We start from the raw sequence: 22,406 nt of genomic DNA, 5'->3' as shown, positions 1-22,406 counted from the left end.
TCTCTCCTCAAATGTCCCGGGGCAGCGGCTGCGGCAGGGCGTCGCCGCCCAGGCCACCGTGTTCCGGCTCGTCGAGCCAGTCGACCTTGTTCATCTTGCGCACCACCACGAACTCGTCGCGGTTGCAGCCCACGGTGCCGTAGTAGTTGAAGCCCCAGGCCTGCTGGGCGTAGCCGCCGATCATGTGGGTGGGCTTGAGCACCACGCGGGTCACCGAGTTGTGGTGGCCGCCGCGGGTCTTGGTGGTCTCGCTGCCGGGCACGTTCACGATGCGTTCCTGGGCGTGGTACATCAGCACCATGCCGTCCTTCACCCGCTGGCTGACCACCGCGCGGCAGGTGGCGGCGCCGTTGGCGTTGAAGACTTCCACCCAGTCGTTGTCCTCGATGCCGGCGCGCTTGGCGTCATGCTCGCTGAGCCAGATGATCGGCCCGCCGCGGGACAGGGTGAGCATCAGCAGGTTGTCGCTGTAGGTGGAGTGGATGCCCCACTTCTGGTGCGGGGTGATCCAGTTCAGGGTGATCTCGGTGTTGCCGTTGGGCTTCTTGTTGAACAGCTTGTCGGTGCTGCGGGTGTTGACCGGCGGCCGGTAGCTGACAAAGCCCTCGCCGAAGGCCTGCATCCACGGATGGTCCTGGTAGAACTGCTGGCGGCCGGTGATGGTGCGCCACGGGATCAGCTCGTGGACGTTGGTGTAGCAGGCGTTGTAGCTCACGTGCTCGTCTTCCAGGCCCGACCAGGTGGGGCTGGAGATGATCTTGCGCGGCTGCGCCTGGATGTCGCGGAAGCGGATCTTCTCCTCTTCCTTGGGCAGCGCCAGGTGCTCGTGCTCGCGGCCGGTGAACTTCGACAGCGCGTTCCACGCCTTGACCGCCACCTGGCCGTTGGTTTCCGGGGCCAGGGCGAGGATCACCTCGGCGGCGTCGATGGCGCTCTCGATGCGCGGCCGGCCCTGGCTGACGCCCGGCTCCAGCACACGGTGGTTGAGCTCGCCGATCAGCTTCACTTCCTTCTCGGTGTTCCAGCCGATGCCCTTGCCACCGTTGCCCAGCTTGTCCAGCAGCGGGCCGAGGGAGGTGAACTTCCTGTAGGTGTTGGGGTAGTCGCGCTCCACCAGGTGCAGGGTGGGCATGGTGCGCCCCGGCAGCGGCTCGCACTCGCCTTTCTTCCAGTCAGTGCCGCCGAAGGGCTGGGCCAGTTCGTTGGCGGTGTCGTGCAGCAGCGGTACGGTGACCAGGTCCTTCTCCACGCCCAGGTGGCCGACCGAGACTTCGGAAAACTTCCTGGCGATGGCCTTGTAGATCTCCCAGTCGCTTTTCGCTTCCCAGGCCGGGTCGGTGGCGGCCGACAGCGGGTGGATGAAGGGGTGCATGTCGGAGGTGTTGAGGTCGTCCTTCTCGTACCAGGTGGCGGTGGGCAGGACGATGTCCGAGTACATGCAGGTGGAGGACATGCGGAAGTCCAGGGTGGTGACCAGGTCGAGCTTGCCCTCGGCGCCCTGCTCCACCCAGTCCACCTCGGTGGGGCGCGGGCCGCCGGCCTTGCCCAGGTCCTCGTTCATCACGCCGTTCTTGGCGCCCAGCAGGTACTTGAGCATGTACTCGTGGCCCTTGCCCGAGCTGCCCAGCAGGTTGGAGCGCCAGACGAACAGGTTGCGCGGGAAGTTCTGCGCATCGTCCGGCTTCTCGCTGGCGAAGCGCAGGGTGCCGGCCTTGAGCTCGCGCACCACGTAGTCCTGCACCGGCAGCCCGGCCTTCTCGGCGTCGGCGGCGATGCGCAGCGGGTTGCGGTCCAGCTGCGGCGCGGAGGGCAGCCAGCCCATGCGCTCGGCGCGGATGTTGTAGTCCACGGCGTGCTCGGGGAACTGCTTGCTGTCGGCCAGGGGCGAGAGCACCTCGTGCATCGACAGCTTTTCATGCCGCCACTGCGAGCTGTGCAGGTAGAAGAAGCTGGTGCCGTTCATCTGCCGCGGCGGGCGGCTCCAGTCGGTGCCGAAGGCCAGGGGCACCCAGCCGGTCTGCGGGCGCAGCTTCTCCTGGCCGACGTAGTGGGCCCAGCCGCCGCCGCTCTGGCCGATGCAGCCGCACATCATCAGCATGTTGATGACCGCGCGGTAGTTCATGTCCATGTGGTACCAGTGGTTCATCGCCGCGCCGATGATCACCATGGCCTTGCCGTGGGTCTTGTCGGCGCTGTCGGCGAACTCGCGGGCCACCTGGATGGCGCGGGCGGCCGGCACGCCGGTGATGCGTTCCTGCCAGGCCGGGGTGTAGGGGGTGTCGGCGTCGTCGAAGCCGCGGGCCACGTTGGCCCCGCCCAGGCCGCGGTCGACGCTGTAGTTGGCCATCTGCAGGTCGTAGACGGTGGCCACGCGCAGGGTCTTGCCGTCGGCGCCCTGGATGTCGCGGAAGGGCACGCGGCGCAGCAGCACCTCGTCGTTGTCCACGCCCTTGAAGTGCGGGTGCAGCTGGCCGGCGAAGTACGGGAAGCCCACCTCGCAGGCGTGCTCCGGCCCGTCGATCAGGCTCAGGCTCAGGCGCGTCTCGCGGCCCTCGCCGCCCTCCTTCTCCTCGATGTTCCACTTGCCCGACTCGCCCCAGCGGTAGCCGATGGAGCCGGTGGGCGAGACCAGTTGGCCGCTGCTTTCATCGAAGGCGATGGTCTTCCACTCGGGATTGTTGTCCTGGCCCAGGCGGCCATCGAGGTCGGCGGCGCGCAGGTAGCGGGTCGGCTTGAAGGCGCCCTCGCCATGCGGCTCCAGCAGCACCAGCATGGGCATGTCGGTGTACTGCCGGCAGTAGTCGACGAAGTAGGCGCGCGGCTTGTCGAGGTGGAACTCCTTGAGGATGACATGGCCGAAGGCCATGCCCAGGGCGGCGTCGGTGCCCTGCTTGGGGTTGAGCCAGAGGTCGGTGAGCTTGGCCACTTCGGAGTAGTCCGGGGTGACGGCCACGGTCTTGGTGCCCTTGTAGCGCACCTCGGTGAAGAAGTGCGCGTCGGGGGTGCGCGTCTGCGGGACGTTGGAACCCCAGGCGATGATGTAGCTGGAGTTGTACCAGTCGGCCGACTCCGGCACGTCGGTCTGCTCGCCCCAGATTTGTGGCGACGCGGGAGGAAGGTCGCAGTACCAGTCGTAGAAGGACAGGCACACCCCGCCGATCAGCGACAGGTAGCGGGCGCCGGCGGCGTAGCTGACCATGGACATGGCCGGGATCGGCGAGAAGCCGATGACGCGGTCGGGGCCGTAGGTCTTCACCGTGTAGACGTTGGCCGCGGCGATGATCTCGGTGACTTCGTCCCAGCTGGAGCGCACGAAGCCGCCCAGGCCGCGCTCGCTCTTGTAGCTCTTCGCCTTCTGCGCGTCCTCGACGATGCTGGCCCAGGCGTCCACCGCGTCCTTGTGCGCGGCGCGCGCCTCGCGCCACAGCTTGAGCAGCGGCTTGCGCACCTTGGGGTACTTCAGGCGGTTGGCGCTGTAGATGTACCAGGAGTAGCTGGCCCCGCGCGGGCAGCCGCGCGGCTCGTGGTTGGGCAGGTCCGGGCGGGTGCGCGGGTAGTCGGTCTGCTGGGTCTCCCAGGTGATCAGGCCGTTCTTCACGTAGATCTTCCAGGAGCAGGAGCCGGTGCAGTTCACCCCGTGGGTGGAACGCACGATCTTGTCGTGCTGCCAGCGCTGGCGGTAGCCGTTCTCCCAGGCGCGGCTCTCGTTGGAGACCTCGCCATGGCCGTCGGCGAATTCGCCCTGTTTCTTCTTGAAGAACTGCAGGCGGTCGAGCAGGTAACTCATCTGTATCTCCTCACCCGGTCTACGCCGGGCGTTCAAACGCTAATCAGGCTCGCGAAACGGGTCTCAACAAGGGCTCTCGGCGCCCTTGCGCGCATACCACCACCAGGTCGCGACTATGCAGCTGAGGTAGTAGGCGACGAAGACGTAGAGGGCGCCCTCGGCGCTGCCGGTCATGTGCAGCGAGGTGCCGAAGGCCTTGGGAATGAAGAAGCCGCCGAAGGCGCCGATGGCGGCGGAGAAGCCGATCACCGCGGCCGACTCCATGCTCGCGCCCCTGGCCGCCTCGGCCTCGCTGTAGCCACCGCGCTTGAAGCGCGCGGCCCACTCGTTGCGGAAGATCACCGGGATCATGCGGAAGGTGGAGCCGTTGCCGATGCCGGCGAAGAAGAACAGGCCGATGAAGGCGCCGAGGAAGCCGAAGAAGCTGCCCGCGCCACCCTCGCCGGGCAGGAAGGCGATCACCGCGAACACCCCGGCGATCATCGCCGCGTAGTTCCACAGGGTGATGCGCGCGCCGCCGAACTTGTCCGCCAGCCAGCCGCCCAGGGGCCGGCTCAGGGCGCCCACCAGCGGGCCGAGGAAGGCGTACTGCAGCGGGTTGATGTCCGGGAACTGGGTCTTGCTGAGCATGGCGAAGCCGGCCGAGAAGCCGATGAAGCTGCCGAAGGTGGCCACGTACAGCCAGCACATCAGCCAGTTGTGCTTGCGCTTGAAGATCACCGACTGCTCGCGGAACGAGGCCTTGGCGTCGGCGATGTCGTTCATCCCGAACCAGGCGGCGATGGCCACCACGGCGATGAACGGCACCCAGATCCAGCCGGCGTTCTGCAGCCACAGGCGGCCGCCGTCGGAGAGCGGCTGCGGCTCGCCGCCGAAGCTGCCGAACAGCCCGCCGGCCACCGCCAGGGGCACGGCGAACTGCATCACCGAGACGCCCAGGTTGCCCAGCCCGGCGTTCAGGCCCAGGGCCGTGCCCTGCTGGCTCTTGGGATAGAAGAAGCTGATGTTGGACATGCTGGAGGCGAAGTTGCCGCCGCCGAAGCCGCACAGCAGCGCGATGGTGGCGAACACCCAGTAGGGCGTCTGCGCATCCTGCACGGCGAAGCCCAGCCAGATGCACGGGATCAGCAGCGAGGCGGTGGACAGCGCGGTCCAGCGGCGGCCGCCGAACACCGGCACCATGAAGGAGTAGAACACCCGCAGGGTGGCGCCGGAGATCGACGGCAGCGCGGCCAGCAGGAACAGCTGGTCGTTGCTGAAGGCGAAGCCCACGGCGTTCAGGCGCACGGTGACGGTGCTCCAGATCATCCACACGGAGAAGGCCAGCAGCAGCGCGGGGATGGAAATCCACAGGTTGCGCGTGGCGATGCGCTTGCCGGACTGCGCCCAGAACTGCGAGTCCTCGGGGCGCCAGTCGACCAGCAAGGGCCCCCGCGCGGCTTTGAGTTGGGAATTGGCGATCATGCCCATGTCGGCACTCCGTCAGGATTGGCTGGAAGTCAGAGGGGAAAGGTCGACGTCGGCCGCCTGGGCCTGGCCGTCGAGGCGGCGCTGCTGCTTGATCGCGTAGTGCATCCAGACCATGCAGACGATGGTCAGGCCGAACAGCAGCATGAAGCAGGAGGAACGCACGCCGATGTGGTCGGCGGCGTAGCCGAACAGGATGGGCAGGCAGAAGCCGCCGAGGCCGCCGATGACACCGACCATGCCGCCGACGGTGCCCATGTTCTGCGGGTAGTAGTCGTGGATGATGCGGTACACGCTGGCCTTGCCGAAGCCCTGGGCGATGCCCACCACGAACACCAGGAAGGTGAACAGCCAGACGTTCAGGCCGATGCCCAGGCTCAGGTCGCCGTTGATGCCGTGGACGGTCATGGTGGTCTGCGGGTAGGAGAGGAAGAACAGGCACACCAGGCACACCCAGAACACGCCCCAGTTCACCGCGCGGGCGCCGTAGCTGTCGCTGAACCAGCCGCCCAGGGCGCGGATCAGGCCCGACGGCAGGGTGAACAGCATGGTGATGAAGGAGGCGGTCTTCAGGTCCAGGCCGTACTCGGCGATGTAGTACTTGGGCAGCCACAGGGCCAGGGCGACGAAGCCGCCGAAGACGAAGAAGTAGTACAGGCCGAAGCGCCATACCCGCAGCTCGGCCAGCGGCGCCAGCTGCTGGGCCAGGCTCGGCCGCGCGCGGGCGGGATCGGCGTCGCCGCCCCTGGCGTGGGCCGGGTCGTTCCAGGTGCAGCACCAGAACAGCACCGCGGTCACCAGCATGGCCACCGAGTACACCTGCGGCACCATGCGCCAGCCGAAGGCGACCACGATCAGCGGCGCCACCAGGTTGGTGATGGCGGCGCCCGCGTTGCCGGCGCCGAAGATACCCATGGCGGTGCCCTGGCGCTCCTTCTCGAACCAGGCCGAGGTGTAGGCGATGCCCACCGCGAAGGAGCCGCCGGCCAGGCCGACGAACAGGCCCAGCACCAGGTACTGCCAGTACTGGTCGGCGAAGGCCAGGCCGTAGATGGGGATGGCCACCAGCAGCATGTGGATGAAGAACACGATACGCCCGCCGAAGCGGTCGGTGATCAACCCCAGGGGCAGGCGCACCAGCGAACCGGTGAGGATCGGCAGCGCCACCAGCAGGCCGAACTGCGCCTCGGACAGGCCCAGCTCCGCCTTGATGCGGATACCGATGATCGAGAACATCGTCCAGACCGCGAAATTCACGGCGAACGCCAGTGTGCTCATGCCGAGTACGGAGTACTGTTTCTGTCGATGCGAAGCCATGGCCACCACTCATTTGCCGATGCCGTTGGCCGCACGTTAGGCAGAGCCCATTTCGCTTCCGTTGATCGCGATCAATGGCCCCGAGGGCGTTTCATGGGCAGATGTGCGCCGCTACCTCCAAGGGGGTATCGCTGAAAAATACGCACATCACCTTGATTTCAAAGGCATTTTTAATGGAAACAGGTACGCGCTCGACACCTGAACCAGCCGACCGGCTCTTTGGAGGTACGGCCCCCGCCGGCCGCCAGACCCTGCGCCGGTCCATCGTCCTGCGCTTCGGCTGCTACCTCACCCTGCTGGTCTCCCTGGCCCTTGCGGGCATGTTCAGCGCCCTGCTGTTCGCCGACTACTCGCACCAGGACGCGGCGGTGATCAACCAGGCCGGCTCGCTGCGCATGCTCAGCTACCGCATGGCCCTGGAGCCGTCGGCCGAAGGCCGCCAGGCGCTGCGCCGCACCCTCGGCGAACGCCTGGAAAGCAGCGAGATCGGGCGCCTGCTGCAACGCGCCGACAGCGACGACCCGCTGCGCCACCAGCACCAGTTGCTGCGCCAGGAACTGGCCGGCCTGGACGTCGCCCAGACCCCGGCCGTGGCGACCCTGGACACCCTGGTCGGGCACATCGACGCCTTCGTCGGCACCCTGCAGCGCAACGCCGAGCAGCGCTCGCAGATGCTCAGCACGGTGCAGGGCCTGTGCCTGTTCCTCAGCCTGCTGGTGGTGTTCGTCAGCCTCTACGACCTCAGCTACCACGTGGTCGGCCCCCTGCGCGAGCTGACGCAGACCGCCCGCCGCCTGGGTCGCGGCCAGCTGGAAGCGCGCGTCAGCTACAGCGGCGAGGACGAGCTGAGCCAGCTGGGCGAGCGCTTCAACCAGATGGCCGAGGAACTGCAGGGCATCTACGGCGAGCTGGAGGCGCGGGTGGCGGACAAGACCCGCGCCCTCTCCCACAGCCACCAGCGCCTGGAGCTGCTCTACGCCAGCGCCCGCCGCCTCGGCCAGGACCCGTACGACGAACGCAGCCTGCGGCCGCTGCTGGGCCAGCTGGAGCAGGTGCTGCAGGCCGGCAAGGTGACCCTCTGCCTGAACAAGGACGGCGTCGAGCGCGCCTACAACTCGCTGACCGCCAGCGGCGCCATCGCCGACTTCTGCCTGCAGGGCGACTGCGGCACCTGCCGCACGCGGGCCGACACCTGCGGCCAGGGCGGCGGCCTGCAACCGCTGCTGATGTTCCCCCTGGCCAGCGGCGAGCACCGCTTCGGCGAGCTGTTCGTGGAAACCACCGGGCGCCTGGAAGACTGGCAGGCGCAGTGCATCGAGGCCTTCTGCGACAACATCGCGCGGACCTTCGCCCTGGCCCTGCAGCAGGAACAGGAAAGCCGCCTGGCGCTGTTCGCCGAGCGCAGCACCATCGCCCGCGAGCTGCACGACTCGCTGGCGCAGTCGCTGTCCTACCTGAAGATCCAGGTCAGCCGCCTGGGCACCCTGCTCAAGCGCGAGGCGCCGGCGCAGAAGATCGACGAGACACTGGACGAGCTGCGCGAGGGCCTCAACAGCGCCTACCGCCAGTTGCGCGAGCTGCTCACCACCTTCCGCCTCAGCCTGGAGCGCTCCAGCCTGGCGGTGGCGCTGGAGGACACGGTGAGCGAGTTCGCCGAGCGTGGCGAACTGACCATCGAGCTGGACAACCGCCTGGCGCACATCCCGCTCAACCCCAACGATGAGATCCACCTGCTGCAGATCGTCCGCGAGGCGCTGTCCAACGTGGTCCGTCACGCCCATGCCGACTGCGCGCGGGTGGTGCTGGCCGAGCGCGACGACGGCCAGGTGCTGGTCAGCATCGAGGACGACGGCGTGGGCCTTGACCCAACGCAGAACCGCAGCGGCCACTACGGGCTTAGTATCATGCGCGAGCGCAGCCAGACCCTCGGCGCCGAGTTGCGCATCGCCCCGCGCGAGCCGCGCGGCACCTGCGTCAGCCTGAGCTTCCAGCCGCAACCCCTGTCCCACCGCCAGCGCGAGGAGTCCGCCCCATGACCGCCAGCCCCACCGACGATCGAGCCCGCATCCTGCTGGTGGACGACCACCCGATGATGCGCCGCGGGGTGATCCAACTGCTGGAGTTCGAAGACGACCTGTGCGTGGTCGGCGAGGCCGGCAGCGGCGAGGAAGCCCTGCAGCTGGCCGCCGAGCTGGACCCGGACATGATCCTGCTGGACCTGAACATGAAGGGCATGAACGGCCTGGAAACCCTGCGCGCCCTGCGCGAGCGGGGGGTGGACGCGCGCATCGTGGTGTTCACCGTGTCCGACGACCGCGGCGACGTGATCAGCGTGCTGCGCGCCGGCGCCGACGGCTACCTGCTCAAGGACATGGAGCCCGAGCGCCTGCTGGAGCACATCCGCCAGGCCGCCACCGGCCAGCTCAGCATCAGCCCGCAGCTGGCCCAGGTGCTGGCCCAGGCCCTGCGCGGCGGCGACGAGCAGCCCAAGCGCCTGGAGGACCTGACCGACCGCGAGCGGCAGATCCTGCGCCAGCTGGCCCAGGGCTTCAGCAACAAGATGATCGCCCGCAAGCTGGACATCACCGAAGGCACGGTGAAGGTCCACGTCAAGCGCGTGCTGCACAAGCTGGGCATGCGCTCGCGGGTGGAAGCGGCGGTCTGGGCGGTGGAGAACCGGCTGGGTTGAGGCACGCCCCCACGCCCGGCCAACGGCGGATAACCGCGAACGGTTATTCGCCCTACGCCATTCCCGTAGGGCGCATAACGCCTACGGCGTTATCCGCCGTTGCCCCCGCGACAGGTTGCCCATACGCCGTGCCCTTGTAGGAGCGCGCCCTGCGCGCGAATCGCGGGCAGGGCCCGCTCCTACGAATGTGCCTCCCTGGAACCGTAGGAGCGGACTTTGTCCGCGGTTGGATTCACCGGCCACGCCGGACCGGCCAACGGCGGATAACCGCGAACGGTTATTCGCCCTACGCCATCCCGTAGGGCGGATAACGCCTACGGCGTTATCCGCCGTTGCCCCCGCGACACGCCGCGCCCTTGTAGGAGCGCGCCCTGCGCGCGAATCGCGGGCAGGGCCCGCTCCTACGAATGTGCCTCCCTGGAACCGTAGGAGCGGACCTTGTCCGCGATTGGATTCACCGGCCACGCCGGACCGGCCAACGGCGGATAGCCGCGAACGGTTATTCGCCCTACGCCATCCCGTAGGGCGCATAACGCCTACGGCGTTATCCGCCGTTGCCCCCGCGACAGGTTGCCCATACGCCGTGCCCTTGTAGGATCGCGCCCTGCGCGCGAATCGCGGGCAGGGCCCGCTCCTACGAATGTGCCTCCCTGGAACCGTAGGACCTTGTCCGCGATTGGATTCACCGGCCACGCCGGACCGGCCAACGGCGGATAACCGCGAACGGTTATTCGCCCCACGCCATCCCGTAGGGCGCAGAACGCCTACGGCGTTATCCGCCGTTGCCCCCGCGACAGGTTGCCCATACGCCGTGCCCTTGTAGGAGCGCGCCCTGCGCGCGAATCGCGGGCAGAGCCCGCTCCTACATCACCAGTTGGCGGCGCTCCTACAGAAAACCCTTATACCTCCACGGGAGTAGCCGTCAGCACGAATTGACGCAGGTCATGTCGCCGCGCCTGGCCGCCGCCCGACACTGCGCATTCATCGCGCGGAGGTCGCCATGCACCCGAAGTCCCAGTTGCCCCTCGTGTATTCCTGTTCCGGCTGTTCCAACCTGGCCCAGCTGGCCAACGACCTGGCCCTGCGCCTGGACCGTGACGGCCTGGCCGAGATGTCCTGCATCGCCGGCGTCGGCGGCGACGTGCCGCCGCTGGTGAAGAAGGCCTGCTCCGGCCGGCCGATCCTCGCCCTGGACGGCTGCCACCTGCACTGCGTGCGCGGCTGCCTGGCGCGCCATGGGGTGATCCCGGCGCACGCGCTCACCCTCACCGAGTACGGGCTGCGCAAACGCTACGGCGAAAGCAGTTCGCTCGACGATTTCGAAATGCTCTACGAGGAACTGCAGTTCCTCCTGCTCAGTAGCGCCTGAGCGCCGCCTCAGGCCTGCTGCGCCTGCACGCTGCGCGCGGCGCGCTGCAGGCCGTTCCACAGCCAGGCCGGGAGGCTCTCGGGGTCTAGGCTGTCGATCAGGTTCTTCAGCGCCAGCCCCAGTTCGGTGTCGCCCTCGATCACCAGGCGGCGGCGGAAGAACAGGGTGTCGGGGTCCTCCTGGCGCCCGGCCAGCAACAGGAAATCACGCCAGCCGCCGCGGATGGTCACGCTGGGCACGGGGCCTTCCGCCAGTTGCAGGCCGTCGCGGCCGCGGGTGAGGTTCCAGCCCAGGCCCAGGTCGCTGACTTCCAGGCGTAGCCAATGGCCTTCGAGCAGGTCGAAGTCGCCGGCCGCCAGCGGCGCGGCGAACAGGCGGTTGGCGGCGCGTTGCAGCACCGCCCGCTGCAGCGGCGCAGGCACCCGCGCGGCCAGCGGCAGCAGGCGTTCGGCGGCGCGCAGGGCGCCGGTTTCGAGATTCAGCACAGGTTCACCTCATCGCTGCGCAGCATGCCGGGGCGGCCATGCCAGTAGCCGTTGCAACCTTCCACCGCCAGCGGCGGCGCGGCGCCACGGCGCACCTGGTCGAAGGCCTGGATGACCTCCACCATGCCCTGCGCCCGCGGGCTCAGGCGCAGCATGTCGGTGCCGCAGTCGCACAGCGAAGCATAGTCGGCCAGCAGGTTGCCCGGCTCGCCGGACATCGTCTGGATGCCGTTGAGGGTGAACAGCGGCGCGCCTTCCTGGCTGAGCATCGACATCCCCTCCGGGTAGTTCTGGCAACAGAACTGGCAGTCGTCCTTGGGCCGGTTCTCCGCACGGGCGGTGAAGCAGCGCGCGGAGTACGCCAGGGGCAGGTGGCCGTAGGCGAACACCTCGGTTTCCAGGTCCTCCAGGCCCAGCTCCCGGGCCTGTTCCAGCACCGCCAGCACCTGCTCGCCGGAGCATTCCACCGGCGGCACCCAGCGGCGCAGGCCGCAGCCGTGCAGCTCGGCCAGGGCGTGGCCGTTGTACAGGTTCAGCGCCGGGCCGCCGACGAATTCCACGCCCAGGCCATGCAGTATCTGCACCGCGCCCATGTCGTTGGCCTCCACCCGCAGCTCGCCGTTGGCGCACAGCCGGCGCAGCGACGACAGCTCGGAGGACGCCTCGATCAGCGCCAGCCCGGAGAGGAGGATTTCCGCCCCGCTCTGCTGCGCCAGCTCGCGGCCCAGGCCCAGCCAGTCGTCCAGCGACAGGGCGCGGCGCTTGGAGCACACGGTCTCGCCGATATAGATGGCGTCCAGCGGCTGTTCGGCCATCTGCGCGTAGAAGTCCAGGAGTGTCCGGCGGTCCCAGTAGAACAGCACCGGCCCCAGGCTGAGTTTCATCAGGCGTTACCTCACTGCCAGGAACGATGGTAGGCGCCCAGGGTGGTCTGGTGCCCTTCGGAAAGTTTCTCCAGCGCAGCCTGCCACTGCGCCTGCGGCTGGTAGCGCTCCGGCGCGCGGCGCCAGCTGTCCAGGGCCTGGCGCCAGACGCGGGTGACCTGCTCGACGTAGGCCGGGCTGCGCTGGCGGCCCTCGATCTTCACCGCCGCCACGCCGATCTGCGCCAGCTGCGGGATCAGGTCGATGGTGTTGAGGCTGGTGGGCTCTTCCAGGGCGTGGAAGCGCTGGCCGTCGACCACGAAGCGGCCCTTGCACAGGGTCGGGTAGCCGGCCGGCTCGCCCGGCGCGTAGCGGTCGATCAGCACGTCGTTCAGGCGCGAGGTCAGCCCCTTGGGCTCCTCGCTCCAGCGCACCGCCTTGGCCGGCGAGCAAACGCCGCAGAGGTTGGGAGACTCGCCGGTGACGTAGGACGACAGGTGGCAGCGGCCCTCGGCCATGATGCACAGGCTGCCGAAGGCGAAGACTTCCACCGGCACCGGGCTGTTCGCCGCCACCTGGCGCACCTGGGCCAGCGACAGCACCCGCGGCAGCACCGCGCGGCGGATGCCGTAGCGCTCATGGTAGAAGGCCAGCGCCGCGACGTTGGTCGCCGAACCCTGCACCGACAGGTGCAGGGCGAGTTGCGGATGGCGCCGCGCGGCATAGCCGAGCACCGCGCAGTCGGCGGCGATCAGCGCGTCCACGCCCAGCTCGGCGGCGTGGTCCACGGCGCGCTGCCAGCGCGGCCAGCCGGCGGCGCCGGGGTAGGTGTTGACCGCCAGGTAGAGCTGCCGGCCGGCCGCACGGATCAGTTGCAGGCCCTCCTGCAGTTGCCGGTCGTCGAGGTTCAGCCCGGCGAAGTGGCGGGCGTTGGTGTCGTCGCGGAATCCCACGTAGATGGCGTCGGCGCCTTCGCGCAGCGCCGACTTGAGGGCGGGCAGGCTGCCCGCCGGACATACCAGTTGCATGCTTCCCCCTTGCATGGAACGGCCGCCGCGCCTCGGCGAGGCCGGCGGCCAGGGCTGACGTCAGCTGTACAGTTCGCTGAACGGCAGGTAAGCCACGGGCTCGCCGGCGGCGAGGGTACGCCCCGCCTCCACCACCGCCAGGCCGTCGGCCCAGCTGGCGGCCAGCAGCATGGCCGAGCCCTGCTGCGGGTGGATTTCCACCCGGCTGGCGCCGCTGGCGTCGGTGGCCAGGCGCGCCCGCAGGTACTGGCGGCGCTTGTTCGGCTGCGGCCAGGCGAAGCCCGCCGGCAGGTTCAGCGGCGTCACCGCGGTCTCGGCCAGCCCCTGGGCCCTGCGCAGAAAGGGCCGCGCCGCCACCAGGGCGGTGACCAGCGCCGCCGCCGGGTTGCCCGGCAGGCCGAGCCAGGGCTTGCCGGCCACGCTGCCGAAGGCCAGCGGCTTGCCCGGCTGCATCGCCAGGCGCCACAGGTGCAACTCGCCGAGGGCGCCGACCGCCTGCTTGAGGTGGTCGCGCTCGCCCACCGAGACGCCGCCGCTGCTGATCAGCACGTCGCACTCGGCGGCGGCCAGCTCCAGGGCGTCGCGGCTGGCGGCCAGGGTGTCGACCAGCACTTCGTATTCCTGTACGTCCAGGCCCCACTGGCGCAGCAGGGCGCCGAGGCTGAAGCGGTTGGCGTTGTAGATCTGCCCCGGCGCCAGCGCCTGGCCCGGCTCGCGCAGCTCGTCGCCGCTGCTCAGCAGGCAGACGCGCAGGCGCCGGTACACCGGCACCCAGGCCAGGCCCACGGCGGCCAGCAGGCCCAGCTCCTGGGGCCGCAGGCGGCACCCGGCGCGCAACAGCGGCGCGCCCTGGCGCAGTTCCTCGCCACGGCGGCGCACGTGGCTGCCCGCCGTCACCGGCGGCAGCCACACGCGGTCGCCCTCGATGCGGCAGTCTTCCTGGGCCACCACGCTGTCGGCCCCCGGCGGCACCGGCGCGCCGGTGAAGATGCGCACGGCGCACCCCGCCGGCAGCGCCTGGTCGGCCGCCTCGCCGGCGGCGATGCAGCCGGCCAGCGCCAGGCTGCCGCCGCCCGCCGGCACGTCGCTGGCGCGCAGGGCGTAGCCGTCCATGGCGCTGTTGTTCCAGTGCGGCAGGTCGCAGGGGGCCTCGAGGTCGTTGGCCAGTACCCGGCCCAGGGCCTCGGCCAGGGCCACGGACTCCACCGCCGGCGGCGCCGGGGCGCGCGCCAGCAGTTCGGCCAGGGCCTCGTCCACCGGCTTCAGGCCGTGGCCGTCACAGCCGCAGCCGCTCATGAACGGCTGCCGCAGGCACAGGCGCCACCGCAGCCCTCCTCGGTCTTCGGCGGGGCCTTCAGGTGCGGCACGAAGCTGCACGGCCGGGTGCGGCTGTCCAGCTGCGCGGCGAGGATTTCCCGCCAGGCGGTGCGGCAGGCGCCTGGCGAGCCGGGCAGGCAGCAGACCAGGGTGCCGTTGGTGACGCCGGCCAGGGCCCGCGACTGGATGCTGGAGGTACCGATCTCGGCCAGGGAGACCTGGCGGAAGAGTTCGCCGAAGCCCTCGACGCGCCGCTCCAGCAGCGGTTCGACGGCCTGCGGGGTGTTGTCGCGGGCGGTGAAGCCGGTGCCGCCGGTGATCAGCCCGACCTGGATGCGCGGGTCGGCGATCCAGGCGCAGACCACCGCGCGGATCTGGTGGATGTCGTCGACCACCAGGCGCCGCTCGGCCAGCACGTGGCCGGCCTCGCGCAGGGCGTCGGCCAGGCTCTGGCCGGAGTCGTCGGTTTGCAGGGTACGGGTGTCGCTGACGGTCAGCACGGCGATCTGCAGGCTCTGGAAGTCCTGCGTGGCCAGGTGGCTCATGGCTGCCTCCGGGGAAGGATGGGACGGCGCCCAGCCTGCGCCTCGGCAGCCGGCCTGCCCATTCCCCGGAAGAGGTAGCGCGGCTATTTGTCCCAGCGCTGCGCCGCGGCCTGGTCGCTGCAGCGGCCTTCCACCCAGCGCGGGCCCTCGGCGGTGTCTTCCTTCTTCCAGAAGGGCGCGCGGGTCTTGAGGTAGTCCATGACGAAGTTGCAGGCGTCGAACGCCGCCTGGCGGTGGGCGCTGGCGGTGCCGACGAAGACGATGGGCTGGCCCGGCTCCAGGCGGCCGATGCGGTGGAGGATCTCCAGGCGCAGCAGCGGCCAGCGCTCGTTGGCCTCGACGGCGATCTTCTCCAGGGCCTTCTCGGTCATGCCCGGGTAGTGTTCGAGGAACATGCCGCCGACCTCGCGGCCGTCGTTGAAGTCGCGCACATAGCCGACGAAGCCGACCACCGCGCCGATGCCGACGTTGGCGGCGTGCAGCGCGTTGACCTCGGCGCCGGGGTCGAAGGGGCTTTCCTGGACACGCACGGCCATGGCCTCAGCCTCCGGTGACGGTGGGGAAGAAAGCCACCTCGTCGCCATCGGCGAGGGGCTCGTCGAGGGCGCACAACTCCTGGTTGCGCGCACACATCAGGTTCTGCTCGGCCAGCACCTGCCAGGCGCCGCCGCGCTCCAGCAGGTAGCCGCGGAGGTCGTCGATCTTCGCGAAGGCCTCGCTCCAGCCCAGTTGCTCGCCATCCAGGCCGAGGGCCTCGCGGTAGCGGGCGAAGTATTGCACACGGATCATTGCCCATCCTCCGCACGGTAGTGGCCGCTCTTGCCGCCGAGCTTCTCCAGCAGGCGCACGCCCTCGATGGTCATGCCCTTGTCCACGGCCTTGCACATGTCATAGATGGTCAGCGCGGCGACGCTGGCGGCGGTCAGCGCCTCCATCTCCACGCCGGTCTGCCCGGCCAGCTTGCAGCGCGCCTCGATGCGCACGGCGTCCTCGCCGTCGGCCTGCAGCTCGACCTTGACGCTGGTGAGCAACAGCGGGTGGCACAGCGGGATCAGCTCGTGGGTACGCTTGGCCGCCTGGATGCCGGCGATGCGCGCCACGGCGAAGACGTCGCCCTTGGGGTGGCCGCCGTCCTGGATCAGCCGCAGGGTCTCCGGGCGCATGCGCACCCGCGCTTCGGCCACGGCTTCACGGGAGGTCACCGCCTTGTCGGTGACGTCGACCATGTTGGCGCGGCCCTGGGAATCGAGATGGGTGAGCAAGGAAGGTCTCCGGGTAGAACGAGGGATGGCATCAAGTGTACGCCCTGCGCGGGCCGCGGGGGCCCGGGGGAAGGGTAAAAAAGGAGGGGGATTGTATACAGAAAGAGGTAGGCGGGGGTTCGCGAGCAAGCTCGCTCCTACGAAAAGCGGGGGTGCTATCTGTAGGAACGAGCTTGCTCGCGAACGGAGCGGCCGGCTGGCTGCATGGCCCCTCGTTCTGCCCAACAGTCCCCTCTCCCGCTTGCGGGGGAGGGTTAGGGAGGGGGGGCGGAGTCAGGCCCAGTGTGGTGGTTCAATTTCCTCGGACACCTCGATAGGTGGAAAATCCACTGAATAGAGGAGTCATTCATGAGCCGTAAACGCAGAACATTCGATGCCAGTTTCAAGCTGCAAGTCGTCCAGATGATCAAGGACCAGGGCCTGAGCATTACGCAGGTCTGCCGAGATATGGACCTGGGAGAGACGGCAGTTCGCCGCTGGATTCAGCAATACGAAGCCGAACTGTCGGGACAGGCGGGAGTGGGTAAGCCGCTGACACCCGAGCAGCAGCGGATTCGTCAGTTGGAGGCCGAGAATCGCCAATTGAAGCAGGACAACGACCTGCTAAAAAAGGCTTCGGCCTTCTTTGCCCGCGAACTGAAGTGATTTACCGATTAATCGCTCAGCAGCAGAAGAAGGTCGGGATTACGCGGCTGTGCCGGCTGCTGGGTGTCAGTCGGTCAGGCTACTACACCGCGCAGCGCCGCCCCTTGCGCCCATCCCTGCACTGCCCGGTAGCCGCCTCCCTGAAAGCCCTGTTCATGAGCTGCGGGCGTACCTATGGGAGTCGTCGCCTCCACGCCGCCCTCAACTCCGAAGGCGTGCGCGTAGGACGCTACCGAGTCCGCCGGCTGATGCGCGAGCACCGGCTTCGGCCTGTCTGGAAGCGCAAGTTCGTGCACACGACCAACAGCAAGCATGACCTGCCGATAGCCTCCAATCTGCTGGCCCGCCAGTTCGATCCTCCGGCCGTAAACCAGGCCTGGGTGGCGGATATCACCTACATCCGTACCCGTCGAGGTTGGCTGTACCTGGCCGCGGTGATGGACCTGTATTCGCGCAAGATCGTCGGCTGGGCGATGGCACCGAACATGCCGGCGGAACTGGTCTGTTCGGCGCTACAGATGGCGATTGCTCAGCGGCAGCCAGCACCAGGCCTGGTCGTGCACTCGGATCGTGGTAGCCAGTACGCCAGCGAGGTTTATCGTGCGCTGCTCAGGCGGCATGGCCTAGTTTTGAGCATGAGCCGCAAGGGGAACTGCTGGGACAACGCCGTCATGGAACGTTTCTTCCTGAACCTGAAAATGGAGCGGGTCTGGCAACGTGACTACGCCAATCATGCCGAGGCTATGACCGACATCGCCGACTACATCGTCGGCTTCTACAACAACGTACGTCTGCACTCCAGCTTGGGCTATCTGCCACCCACCAGCTACGAGCGCAGGCCACCCAGACAACCTATCGAAGTGTCCGAAATTATTTGACCACCACACAGCGCCGGTGCATCGTCGAAGTCCGCAACCCTCTCCCCAGCCCTCTCCCTGAAGGGAGAGGGGGCCGTTCGGAGCACTCGGGCAGCACGTCGCTCGCCGGTTGGCCCGGAATCGATCACGGATACCTCCGGCTGGCTGCATGGCCCCTCGTTCTGCCCAACGGTTCTCTCTCCCGCTTGCGGGGGAGGGTTAGGGAGGGGGGCGGAGTCAGGCCCAGCGCCGGCGTGTCGTCGAAGTCCGCAACCCTCTCCCCAGCCCTCTCCCTGAAGGGAGAGGGGGCCGTTCGGAGCACTCGGGCAGCACGTCGCTCGCCGGTTGGCCCGGAATCGATCACGGATACCTCCGGCTGGCTGCATGGCCCCTCGTTCTGCCCAACAGTCCCCTCTCCCGCTTGCGGGGGAGGGTTAGGGAGGGGGGCGGAGTCAGGCCCAGCGCCGGTGTGTCGAAGTCCGCAACCCTCTCCCCAGCCCTCTCCCTGAAGGGAGAGGGGGCCGTTCGGAGCACTCGGGCAGCACGTCGCTCGCCGGTTGGCCCGGAATCGATCACGGATACCTCCGGCTGGCTGCATGGCCCCTCGTTCTGCCCAACGGTCCCCTCTCCCGCTTGCGGGGGAGGGTTAGGGAGGGGGTGCGGAGTCAGGCCCGGCGCCGGCGTGTCGTCGAAGTCCGCAACCCTCTCCCCAGCCCTCTCCCTGAAGGGAGAGGGAGCTGTCCGTGCAAAGGGGAAGAATCGAGTGAGCCGGCCAGCCCCGCAGGAATCTGGCCGGGCCGGTGCTTACAAATGCGCCTCGGCGAACTCCGCCAGCACCGAGCGCGGTACCCCCTGCAGGGTCACGTGCACGCCGTGGGGGAAGTCCTTGAAGCGTTCGGTCAGGTAGGTCAGGCCGGAGCTGGTGGCCGACAGGTAGGGGGTGTCGATCTGCGCCAGGTTGCCCAGGCAGATCACCTTGGAGCCGTTGCCGGCGCGGGTGATGATGGTCTTCATCTGGTGCGGGGTGAGGTTCTGGCACTCGTCGATGAGGATCAGGCTCTGCTGGAAGCTGCGGCCGCGGATGTAGTTCAGCGACTTGAACTGCAGCGGCACCTTGCTGAGGATGTAGTCGACGCTGCCGTGGGTGCATTCGTCGTCCGAATGCAGGGCCTCTAGGTTGTCGGTGATGGCCCCAGCCAGGGCTCCATCTTCTCGGCCTCGGTGCCGGGCAGGAAGCCGATGTCCTCGTCCAGGCCCTGCACGCTGCGGGTGGCGATGATGCGCCGGTAGCGCTTGGTGACCATGGTCTGCTCGATGGCCGCGGCCAGGGCCAGGATGGTCTTGCCCGAGCCGGCGGCGCCGGACAGGTTGACCAGGTGGATGTCCGGGTCGAGCAGCGCGTACAGCGCCAGCGACTGGTACAGGTCGCGCGGGCGCAGGCCCCAGGCTTCCTGGTGCAGCAGCGGCTCCTGGTGCAGGTCGAGGATCAGCAGCTCGTCCTGCTGGATGCCCTTGATCCAGCCGACGAAGCCCTGCTCGTCGACGATGAACTCGTTGATGTGCACCGCCGGCAGGTTGTCGGTGAGCTGCACGCGGTGCCAGGTGCGGCCGTGGTCCTGGCGCGTCTCGACCTTGCTGACGCGGTCCCAGAACGAGCCGTTCAGCGAGTGGTAGCCGCGCGGCAGCAGGGCCACGTCGTCGATCAGCTGGTCGGTGTGGTAGTCCTCGGCCGCCACCCCGCAGGCGCGCGCCTTCAGGCGCATGTTGATGTCCTTGGTGACCAGCACCACCCGGCGGCTGCTGTTGCGGCTCTGCAGCTCGACCAGTTGGTTGATGATCTTGTTGTCGTTGAGGTGCTCCGGCAGCCAGGTGATGGGCTCGGCGCGCTTGCTCATGAGGATCGACAGGCTGCCGCAGGGGCCGCTCTTGCCACGCTGGATGGGTACGCCATCCTCCACCTGCTCCGGGCTCGCCTCGCCGAGCACCTGGTCGATCAGGCGGATGGCCTGGCGGCATTCGGCGGCGACGGAGTGCTTTCCGGTCTTGAGCTTGTCGAGTTCCTCCAGCACCGTCATCGGGATGGCGACGTGGTGTTCCTGGAAGTTGAGCAGGGCGTTGGGATCGTGGATCAGAACGTTGGTGTCGAGGACGTAGAAGATCGGCTGGCTGGTGCTGGAACGTCCGTGGTCATCCATACGCGTGTCACCTCATTCTGGGGGCGTTACGACGGAATGCCGTGACAGCGCTCCGCCGTGCGGTGAGACGCCGGCTCTCGATGCCGGGGCTCGAGAGAGGTGCAAGCAAGGGACGGGCCGGGGCCGCCACCTGTCTGCAGGGTTCGGCGGTCTACGGCTCCAGAAATACAGGAAAAAACATGACGATAAAAAGTCTTTTTGCTTCTCAGAAAACTTTTTTTCGTCCGACGACGAAATACCTTGGCGAGGGCCCCGCGGAGCGCTAGTTTTAAAAGTCCTACCGCCCGCGAACCCCCTGCCATTTTTCGGCAAATCAGTCCCTTAGCCCGCCGAAGAACGCCTGTGCGTTGCGCTCGAGCGTCTGCAGGTGGTAGCCGCCTTCCTGCACGATGACCTGCGGCAACCCCAGCGACGCCACCTCGCGCCCGAGCCGGGCGAAGCCCTCGGTGCTCACCGCCACCTTGGACTGCGGGTCTTCGCGGTAGATGTCGAACCCCAGGGACAGCACCAGCGCCTGTGCCCCGAACTGGCGCACCGCCTGCAGCGCCTTGCCCACCTGGGCGAAGAACTCCTCCTCGCTGGCGCCATGGCGCATCGGCAGGTTGAGGTTGAAGCCCTCGCCGCGGCCCTCGCCGCGCTCGTCGTCGAAGCCGGCGACCACCGGGTAGAAGTTGGTCGGGTCACCGTGGACCGAGACGTAGAGCACGTCGTCGCGGCCGTAGAAGATTTCCTGGATGCCCTGGCCGTGGTGCATGTCGGTATCGAGGATGGCGACCTTGCCGAACCGCGCGCGCAGCTCGGCGGCGGCGATGGCGGCGTTGTTCAGGTAGCAGAAGCCGCCGGCGCCCTCCTCCCGCGCATGATGGCCCGGCGGGCGGCACAGCGCGTAGGCCGATGGCGCGCCGTCGCGCACAGCCCGCGCAGCCGCCACCGCGCTCTGCGCCGACCAGTAGGCCGCGCGCCAGGTGTGCCGGCCCACCGGGCAGCTGCCGTCGGCGAGGTAGCGCGCCGCCTGGGCGAGGATGCCGCGCAGCGGGTTGCCCTCGCGGATGAACACGTTGGACATCACCTCGTCGCCCCAGTCCTCCGGCACCTGGTGCCAACGCTCATAGGCGTGCTCGAGAAAGTCCAGGTAGGCGGCGCTGTGCGCCGCCAGCAGCGGTTCGCGGCCGAAGTCCCGCGGTTCGTCCAGCGCGAAGCCCAGCGCGCGGACGGCCGCCAGCAGGTGCTCGGCGCGCTGCGGGACCTCCTGCGGGGTGCGCATCTGGCCACGGGAAAAGTAGCTGCGCGGCACGTGCAGCAGCTGGTCGGGGTGGAAGAAGGTCTGCATGGCTGTCTCCTTCAGTCGATCCGGCCGGCGCGGGCCAGCACGGCGTTGAGCAGGACGTCGGCGCCCTGGGCGGCGTGGGCGGGGATCACGTCCTCGGCCTCGTTGTGGCTCAGGCCGCCGACGCAGGGGATGAACACCATCGCGGTCGGGCAGTTGCGCGCCAGGTGGATGGCATCGTGGCCGGCGCCGCTGACGATGTCCTGGTGCGAGTAACCCAGCGCCCGCACCGCCTCGCGCACGTGGCCGACGCAATCGGCGTCGAAGGGCGTGGCCGGGCTGAGCCAGTGCAGGCCCGCCTCCAGCGCCAGCCCGCGGCGCGCGGCGATGGCCTCCAGCAGCGCACGCGCCTCCTGCTCCATGGCGCCTATCACCTCGTCCTGGTGGTGGCGCAGGTCGATGGTGAAGTCCACCTGCCCGGCGATGGTGTTGCGCGAGGACTTGGCGATCGCCAGCTGGCCCACGGTCACCAGGCCGTGGGGCGCGAAGCGCTGGGCCAGCGCCTCCAGCGCCTGGATCATCTCGGCGGCGCCGAACAGCGCGTCGTGGCGCAGCGGCATCGGCGTGGTGCCGGCATGGGCGGCCTGGCCGCCCACGCGCACGTCCAGCCAGCGGATGGCCTGGCCGCCGGTGACCACGCCGACGTCGATGGCGTTGTCCTCCAGGATCGGCCCCTGCTCGATGTGCGCCTCGAAGTAGGCATCCAGCCGACGCCCCAGCGGCAGGTCGCCCTGCCAGCCGAGCGCCCGCAGGGCCTCGCCGACGCTGACGCCCTCGGCATCCCGGGCGTTCAGCGCGGCGTCCAGCGCCATGGCGCCGGTGAAGGCCGCCGAGCCGAGCATGGCCGGGGTGAAGCGCGCGCCTTCCTCGTTGGTCCAGACCGCGACCTCCAGCGGGCGGCGGGTGCGGATGCCCTGGTCATTCAGGCTGCGCAGCACTTCCAGCCCGGCGAGCACACCGTACACGCCGTCGAAGCGGCCCCCCTCGGGCTGGGTGTCGAGGTGGCTGCCCATCACCACGGGGTCCAGCCCATCGTCCTCGCCGGCGCGGCGGGCGAACAGGTTGCCCACCGCGTCGCGGCGCAGGCCCAGGCCGGCGTCGCGGCACCAGCCTTCGAACAGCTCGCGGCCGTGGCGATCCTCTTCCGAAAGCGCCAGCCGGCGCGAACCGCCACGGGCGGTGGCGCCCACCCGGGCCATGTCCATCAGGCTCGCCCACAGGCGCTCGGCATCGATCTTCAGCATCAGGGTCTC

At 68.7% G+C, this 22,406-nt stretch carries 17 protein-coding genes and 1 pseudogene; 4 read left to right on the top strand and 14 right to left on the bottom strand.

Annotated elements, in window-relative coordinates; all coding sequences use genetic code 11:
- Positions 1–7: 7 nt before the first annotated feature.
- The 3 genes from PKO50_RS02970 to PKO50_RS02960 form a co-directional block, all read right to left on the bottom strand.
- Positions 8–3,787 carry a nitrate reductase subunit alpha gene (locus tag PKO50_RS02970; RefSeq protein ID WP_275628757.1) on the bottom strand — a complete coding sequence of 1,260 codons (3,780 nt, stop codon included), beginning with the start codon at positions 3,785–3,787 and terminating at the stop codon, positions 8–10.
- Between the two features lie 63 nt (positions 3,788–3,850).
- Positions 3,851–5,257, bottom strand: a complete 1,407-nt coding sequence (locus tag PKO50_RS02965; protein ID WP_109932511.1) for a NarK family nitrate/nitrite MFS transporter — start codon at positions 5,255–5,257, stop codon at positions 3,851–3,853.
- 12 nt (positions 5,258–5,269) lie between these two features.
- Positions 5,270–6,571, bottom strand: a complete 1,302-nt coding sequence (locus tag PKO50_RS02960) for a nitrate/nitrite transporter (protein ID WP_109932509.1) — start codon at positions 6,569–6,571, stop codon at positions 5,270–5,272.
- A gap of 173 nt (positions 6,572–6,744) precedes the next feature.
- Here PKO50_RS02960 and PKO50_RS02955 point away from each other — a divergent pair, with 173 nt between their 5' ends.
- The 3 genes from PKO50_RS02955 to PKO50_RS02945 all read left to right on the top strand — a co-directional run bounded on the left by PKO50_RS02955 (position 6,745) and on the right by PKO50_RS02945 (position 10,629).
- Positions 6,745–8,607 (top strand): histidine kinase, encoded by a 1,863-nt coding sequence (locus PKO50_RS02955; protein WP_109932507.1) that lies wholly within the window; start codon positions 6,745–6,747, stop codon positions 8,605–8,607.
- On the top strand, positions 8,604–9,260 hold the full coding sequence (narL, locus tag PKO50_RS02950; protein WP_109932505.1) for a two-component system response regulator NarL: 657 nt from the start codon (positions 8,604–8,606) through the stop codon (positions 9,258–9,260). Before PKO50_RS02955 ends, narL begins: the two co-directional genes overlap by 4 nt.
- Positions 9,261–10,260: 1,000 nt before the next feature.
- Complete coding sequence (locus PKO50_RS02945) at positions 10,261–10,629, top strand: putative zinc-binding protein (protein WP_074984560.1); 369 nt, start codon at positions 10,261–10,263, stop codon at positions 10,627–10,629.
- Positions 10,630–10,637: 8 nt separating this feature from the next.
- On the opposite strand, the gene PKO50_RS02940 is transcribed toward PKO50_RS02945, so the two are convergent.
- From PKO50_RS02940 to moaC, 8 genes are all read right to left on the bottom strand, one after another.
- Positions 10,638–11,114, bottom strand: coding sequence for an SCP2 sterol-binding domain-containing protein (locus PKO50_RS02940; protein ID WP_109932503.1), 477 nt, complete (start codon positions 11,112–11,114; stop codon positions 10,638–10,640).
- Positions 11,108–11,998: a U32 family peptidase gene (locus PKO50_RS02935; protein WP_109932501.1), complete on the bottom strand. Its 891-nt coding sequence runs from the start codon at positions 11,996–11,998 to the stop codon at positions 11,108–11,110. Before PKO50_RS02935 ends, PKO50_RS02940 begins: the two co-directional genes overlap by 7 nt.
- An 11-nt stretch (positions 11,999–12,009) precedes the next feature.
- Positions 12,010–13,005: a peptidase U32 family protein gene (locus PKO50_RS02930; RefSeq protein WP_275628756.1), complete on the bottom strand. Its 996-nt coding sequence runs from the start codon at positions 13,003–13,005 to the stop codon at positions 12,010–12,012.
- A gap of 60 nt (positions 13,006–13,065) precedes the next feature.
- A complete protein-coding gene (glp, locus tag PKO50_RS02925) occupies positions 13,066–14,301 on the bottom strand; it encodes a gephyrin-like molybdotransferase Glp (RefSeq protein WP_275628755.1) in 1,236 nt (411 codons plus the stop codon).
- Positions 14,298–14,867, bottom strand: coding sequence for a molybdenum cofactor biosynthesis protein B (moaB, locus tag PKO50_RS02920; protein WP_109937186.1), 570 nt, complete (start codon positions 14,865–14,867; stop codon positions 14,298–14,300). Before moaB ends, glp begins: the two co-directional genes overlap by 4 nt.
- Positions 14,868–14,950: 83 nt before the next feature.
- Positions 14,951–15,403, bottom strand: a complete 453-nt coding sequence (gene moaE, locus PKO50_RS02915; RefSeq protein WP_109937185.1) for a molybdopterin synthase catalytic subunit MoaE — start codon at positions 15,401–15,403, stop codon at positions 14,951–14,953.
- Between the two features lie 4 nt (positions 15,404–15,407).
- Positions 15,408–15,656, bottom strand: coding sequence for a MoaD/ThiS family protein (locus PKO50_RS02910; protein WP_089389569.1), 249 nt, complete (start codon positions 15,654–15,656; stop codon positions 15,408–15,410).
- Entirely contained in the window at positions 15,653–16,129 is a 477-nt protein-coding gene (gene moaC / locus PKO50_RS02905; RefSeq protein WP_089389570.1) for a cyclic pyranopterin monophosphate synthase MoaC, read from the bottom strand. The genes PKO50_RS02910 and moaC overlap by 4 nt, the downstream gene beginning before the upstream one ends.
- 348 nt (positions 16,130–16,477) lie before the next feature.
- Between moaC and PKO50_RS02900 the strand changes: the two genes are divergently transcribed.
- Positions 16,478–17,652 (top strand): IS3 family transposase gene (locus PKO50_RS02900; protein WP_275627392.1). Its coding sequence is split into 2 segments (ribosomal slippage): positions 16,478–16,742 and positions 16,742–17,652, totalling 1,176 coding nucleotides; the frame shifts between segments, so codons are not numbered across the junction.
- Positions 17,653–18,435: 783 nt separating this feature from the next.
- On the opposite strand, the pseudogene PKO50_RS02895 reads toward PKO50_RS02900, so the two are convergent.
- The 3 genes and pseudogenes from PKO50_RS02895 to PKO50_RS02885 all read right to left on the bottom strand — a co-directional run bounded on the left by PKO50_RS02895 (position 18,436) and on the right by PKO50_RS02885 (position 22,397).
- Positions 18,436–19,826 (bottom strand): annotated as a pseudogene (locus tag PKO50_RS02895) (PhoH family protein).
- 313 nt (positions 19,827–20,139) lie between these two features.
- Entirely contained in the window at positions 20,140–21,156 is a 1,017-nt protein-coding gene (locus PKO50_RS02890; protein ID WP_109932254.1) for a histone deacetylase family protein, read from the bottom strand.
- Between the two features lie 11 nt (positions 21,157–21,167).
- A complete protein-coding gene (locus PKO50_RS02885; RefSeq protein ID WP_109932256.1) occupies positions 21,168–22,397 on the bottom strand; it encodes a Zn-dependent hydrolase in 1,230 nt (409 codons plus the stop codon).
- Positions 22,398–22,406 lie beyond the last annotated feature (9 nt).

It is taken from the genome of Pseudomonas sp. 273 (genome assembly GCF_029201425.1).
Lineage (GTDB): Bacteria > Pseudomonadota > Gammaproteobacteria > Pseudomonadales > Pseudomonadaceae > Pseudomonas > Pseudomonas delhiensis.
Note: the sequence above shows the minus strand (reverse complement) of the source record. Positions and strands in the feature narration are given on the sequence as shown.

Excerpts from the sequence above, each read along its gene's own strand:
- PKO50_RS02970 (WP_275628757.1), bottom strand. The coding sequence starts at position 3,787 with ATGAGTTACCTGCTCGACCGCCTGCAGTTCTTCAAGAAGAAACAGGGC.
- PKO50_RS02965 (WP_109932511.1), bottom strand. The coding sequence starts at position 5,257 with ATGGGCATGATCGCCAATTCCCAACTCAAAGCCGCGCGGGGGCCCTTG.
- PKO50_RS02960 (WP_109932509.1), bottom strand. The coding sequence starts at position 6,571 with ATGGCTTCGCATCGACAGAAACAGTACTCCGTACTCGGCATGAGCACA.
- PKO50_RS02955 (WP_109932507.1), top strand. The coding sequence starts at position 6,745 with ATGGAAACAGGTACGCGCTCGACACCTGAACCAGCCGACCGGCTCTTT.
- narL (WP_109932505.1), top strand. The coding sequence starts at position 8,604 with ATGACCGCCAGCCCCACCGACGATCGAGCCCGCATCCTGCTGGTGGAC.
- PKO50_RS02945 (WP_074984560.1), top strand. The coding sequence starts at position 10,261 with ATGCACCCGAAGTCCCAGTTGCCCCTCGTGTATTCCTGTTCCGGCTGT.
- PKO50_RS02935 (WP_109932501.1), bottom strand. The coding sequence starts at position 11,998 with ATGAAACTCAGCCTGGGGCCGGTGCTGTTCTACTGGGACCGCCGGACA.
- PKO50_RS02930 (WP_275628756.1), bottom strand. The coding sequence starts at position 13,005 with ATGCAACTGGTATGTCCGGCGGGCAGCCTGCCCGCCCTCAAGTCGGCG.
- glp (WP_275628755.1), bottom strand. The coding sequence starts at position 14,301 with ATGAGCGGCTGCGGCTGTGACGGCCACGGCCTGAAGCCGGTGGACGAG.
- moaB (WP_109937186.1), bottom strand. The coding sequence starts at position 14,867 with ATGAGCCACCTGGCCACGCAGGACTTCCAGAGCCTGCAGATCGCCGTG.
- moaE (WP_109937185.1), bottom strand. The coding sequence starts at position 15,403 with ATGGCCGTGCGTGTCCAGGAAAGCCCCTTCGACCCCGGCGCCGAGGTC.
- PKO50_RS02910 (WP_089389569.1), bottom strand. The coding sequence starts at position 15,656 with ATGATCCGTGTGCAATACTTCGCCCGCTACCGCGAGGCCCTCGGCCTG.
- PKO50_RS02890 (WP_109932254.1), bottom strand. The coding sequence starts at position 21,156 with ATGCAGACCTTCTTCCACCCCGACCAGCTGCTGCACGTGCCGCGCAGC.
- PKO50_RS02885 (WP_109932256.1), bottom strand. The coding sequence starts at position 22,397 with ATGCTGAAGATCGATGCCGAGCGCCTGTGGGCGAGCCTGATGGACATG.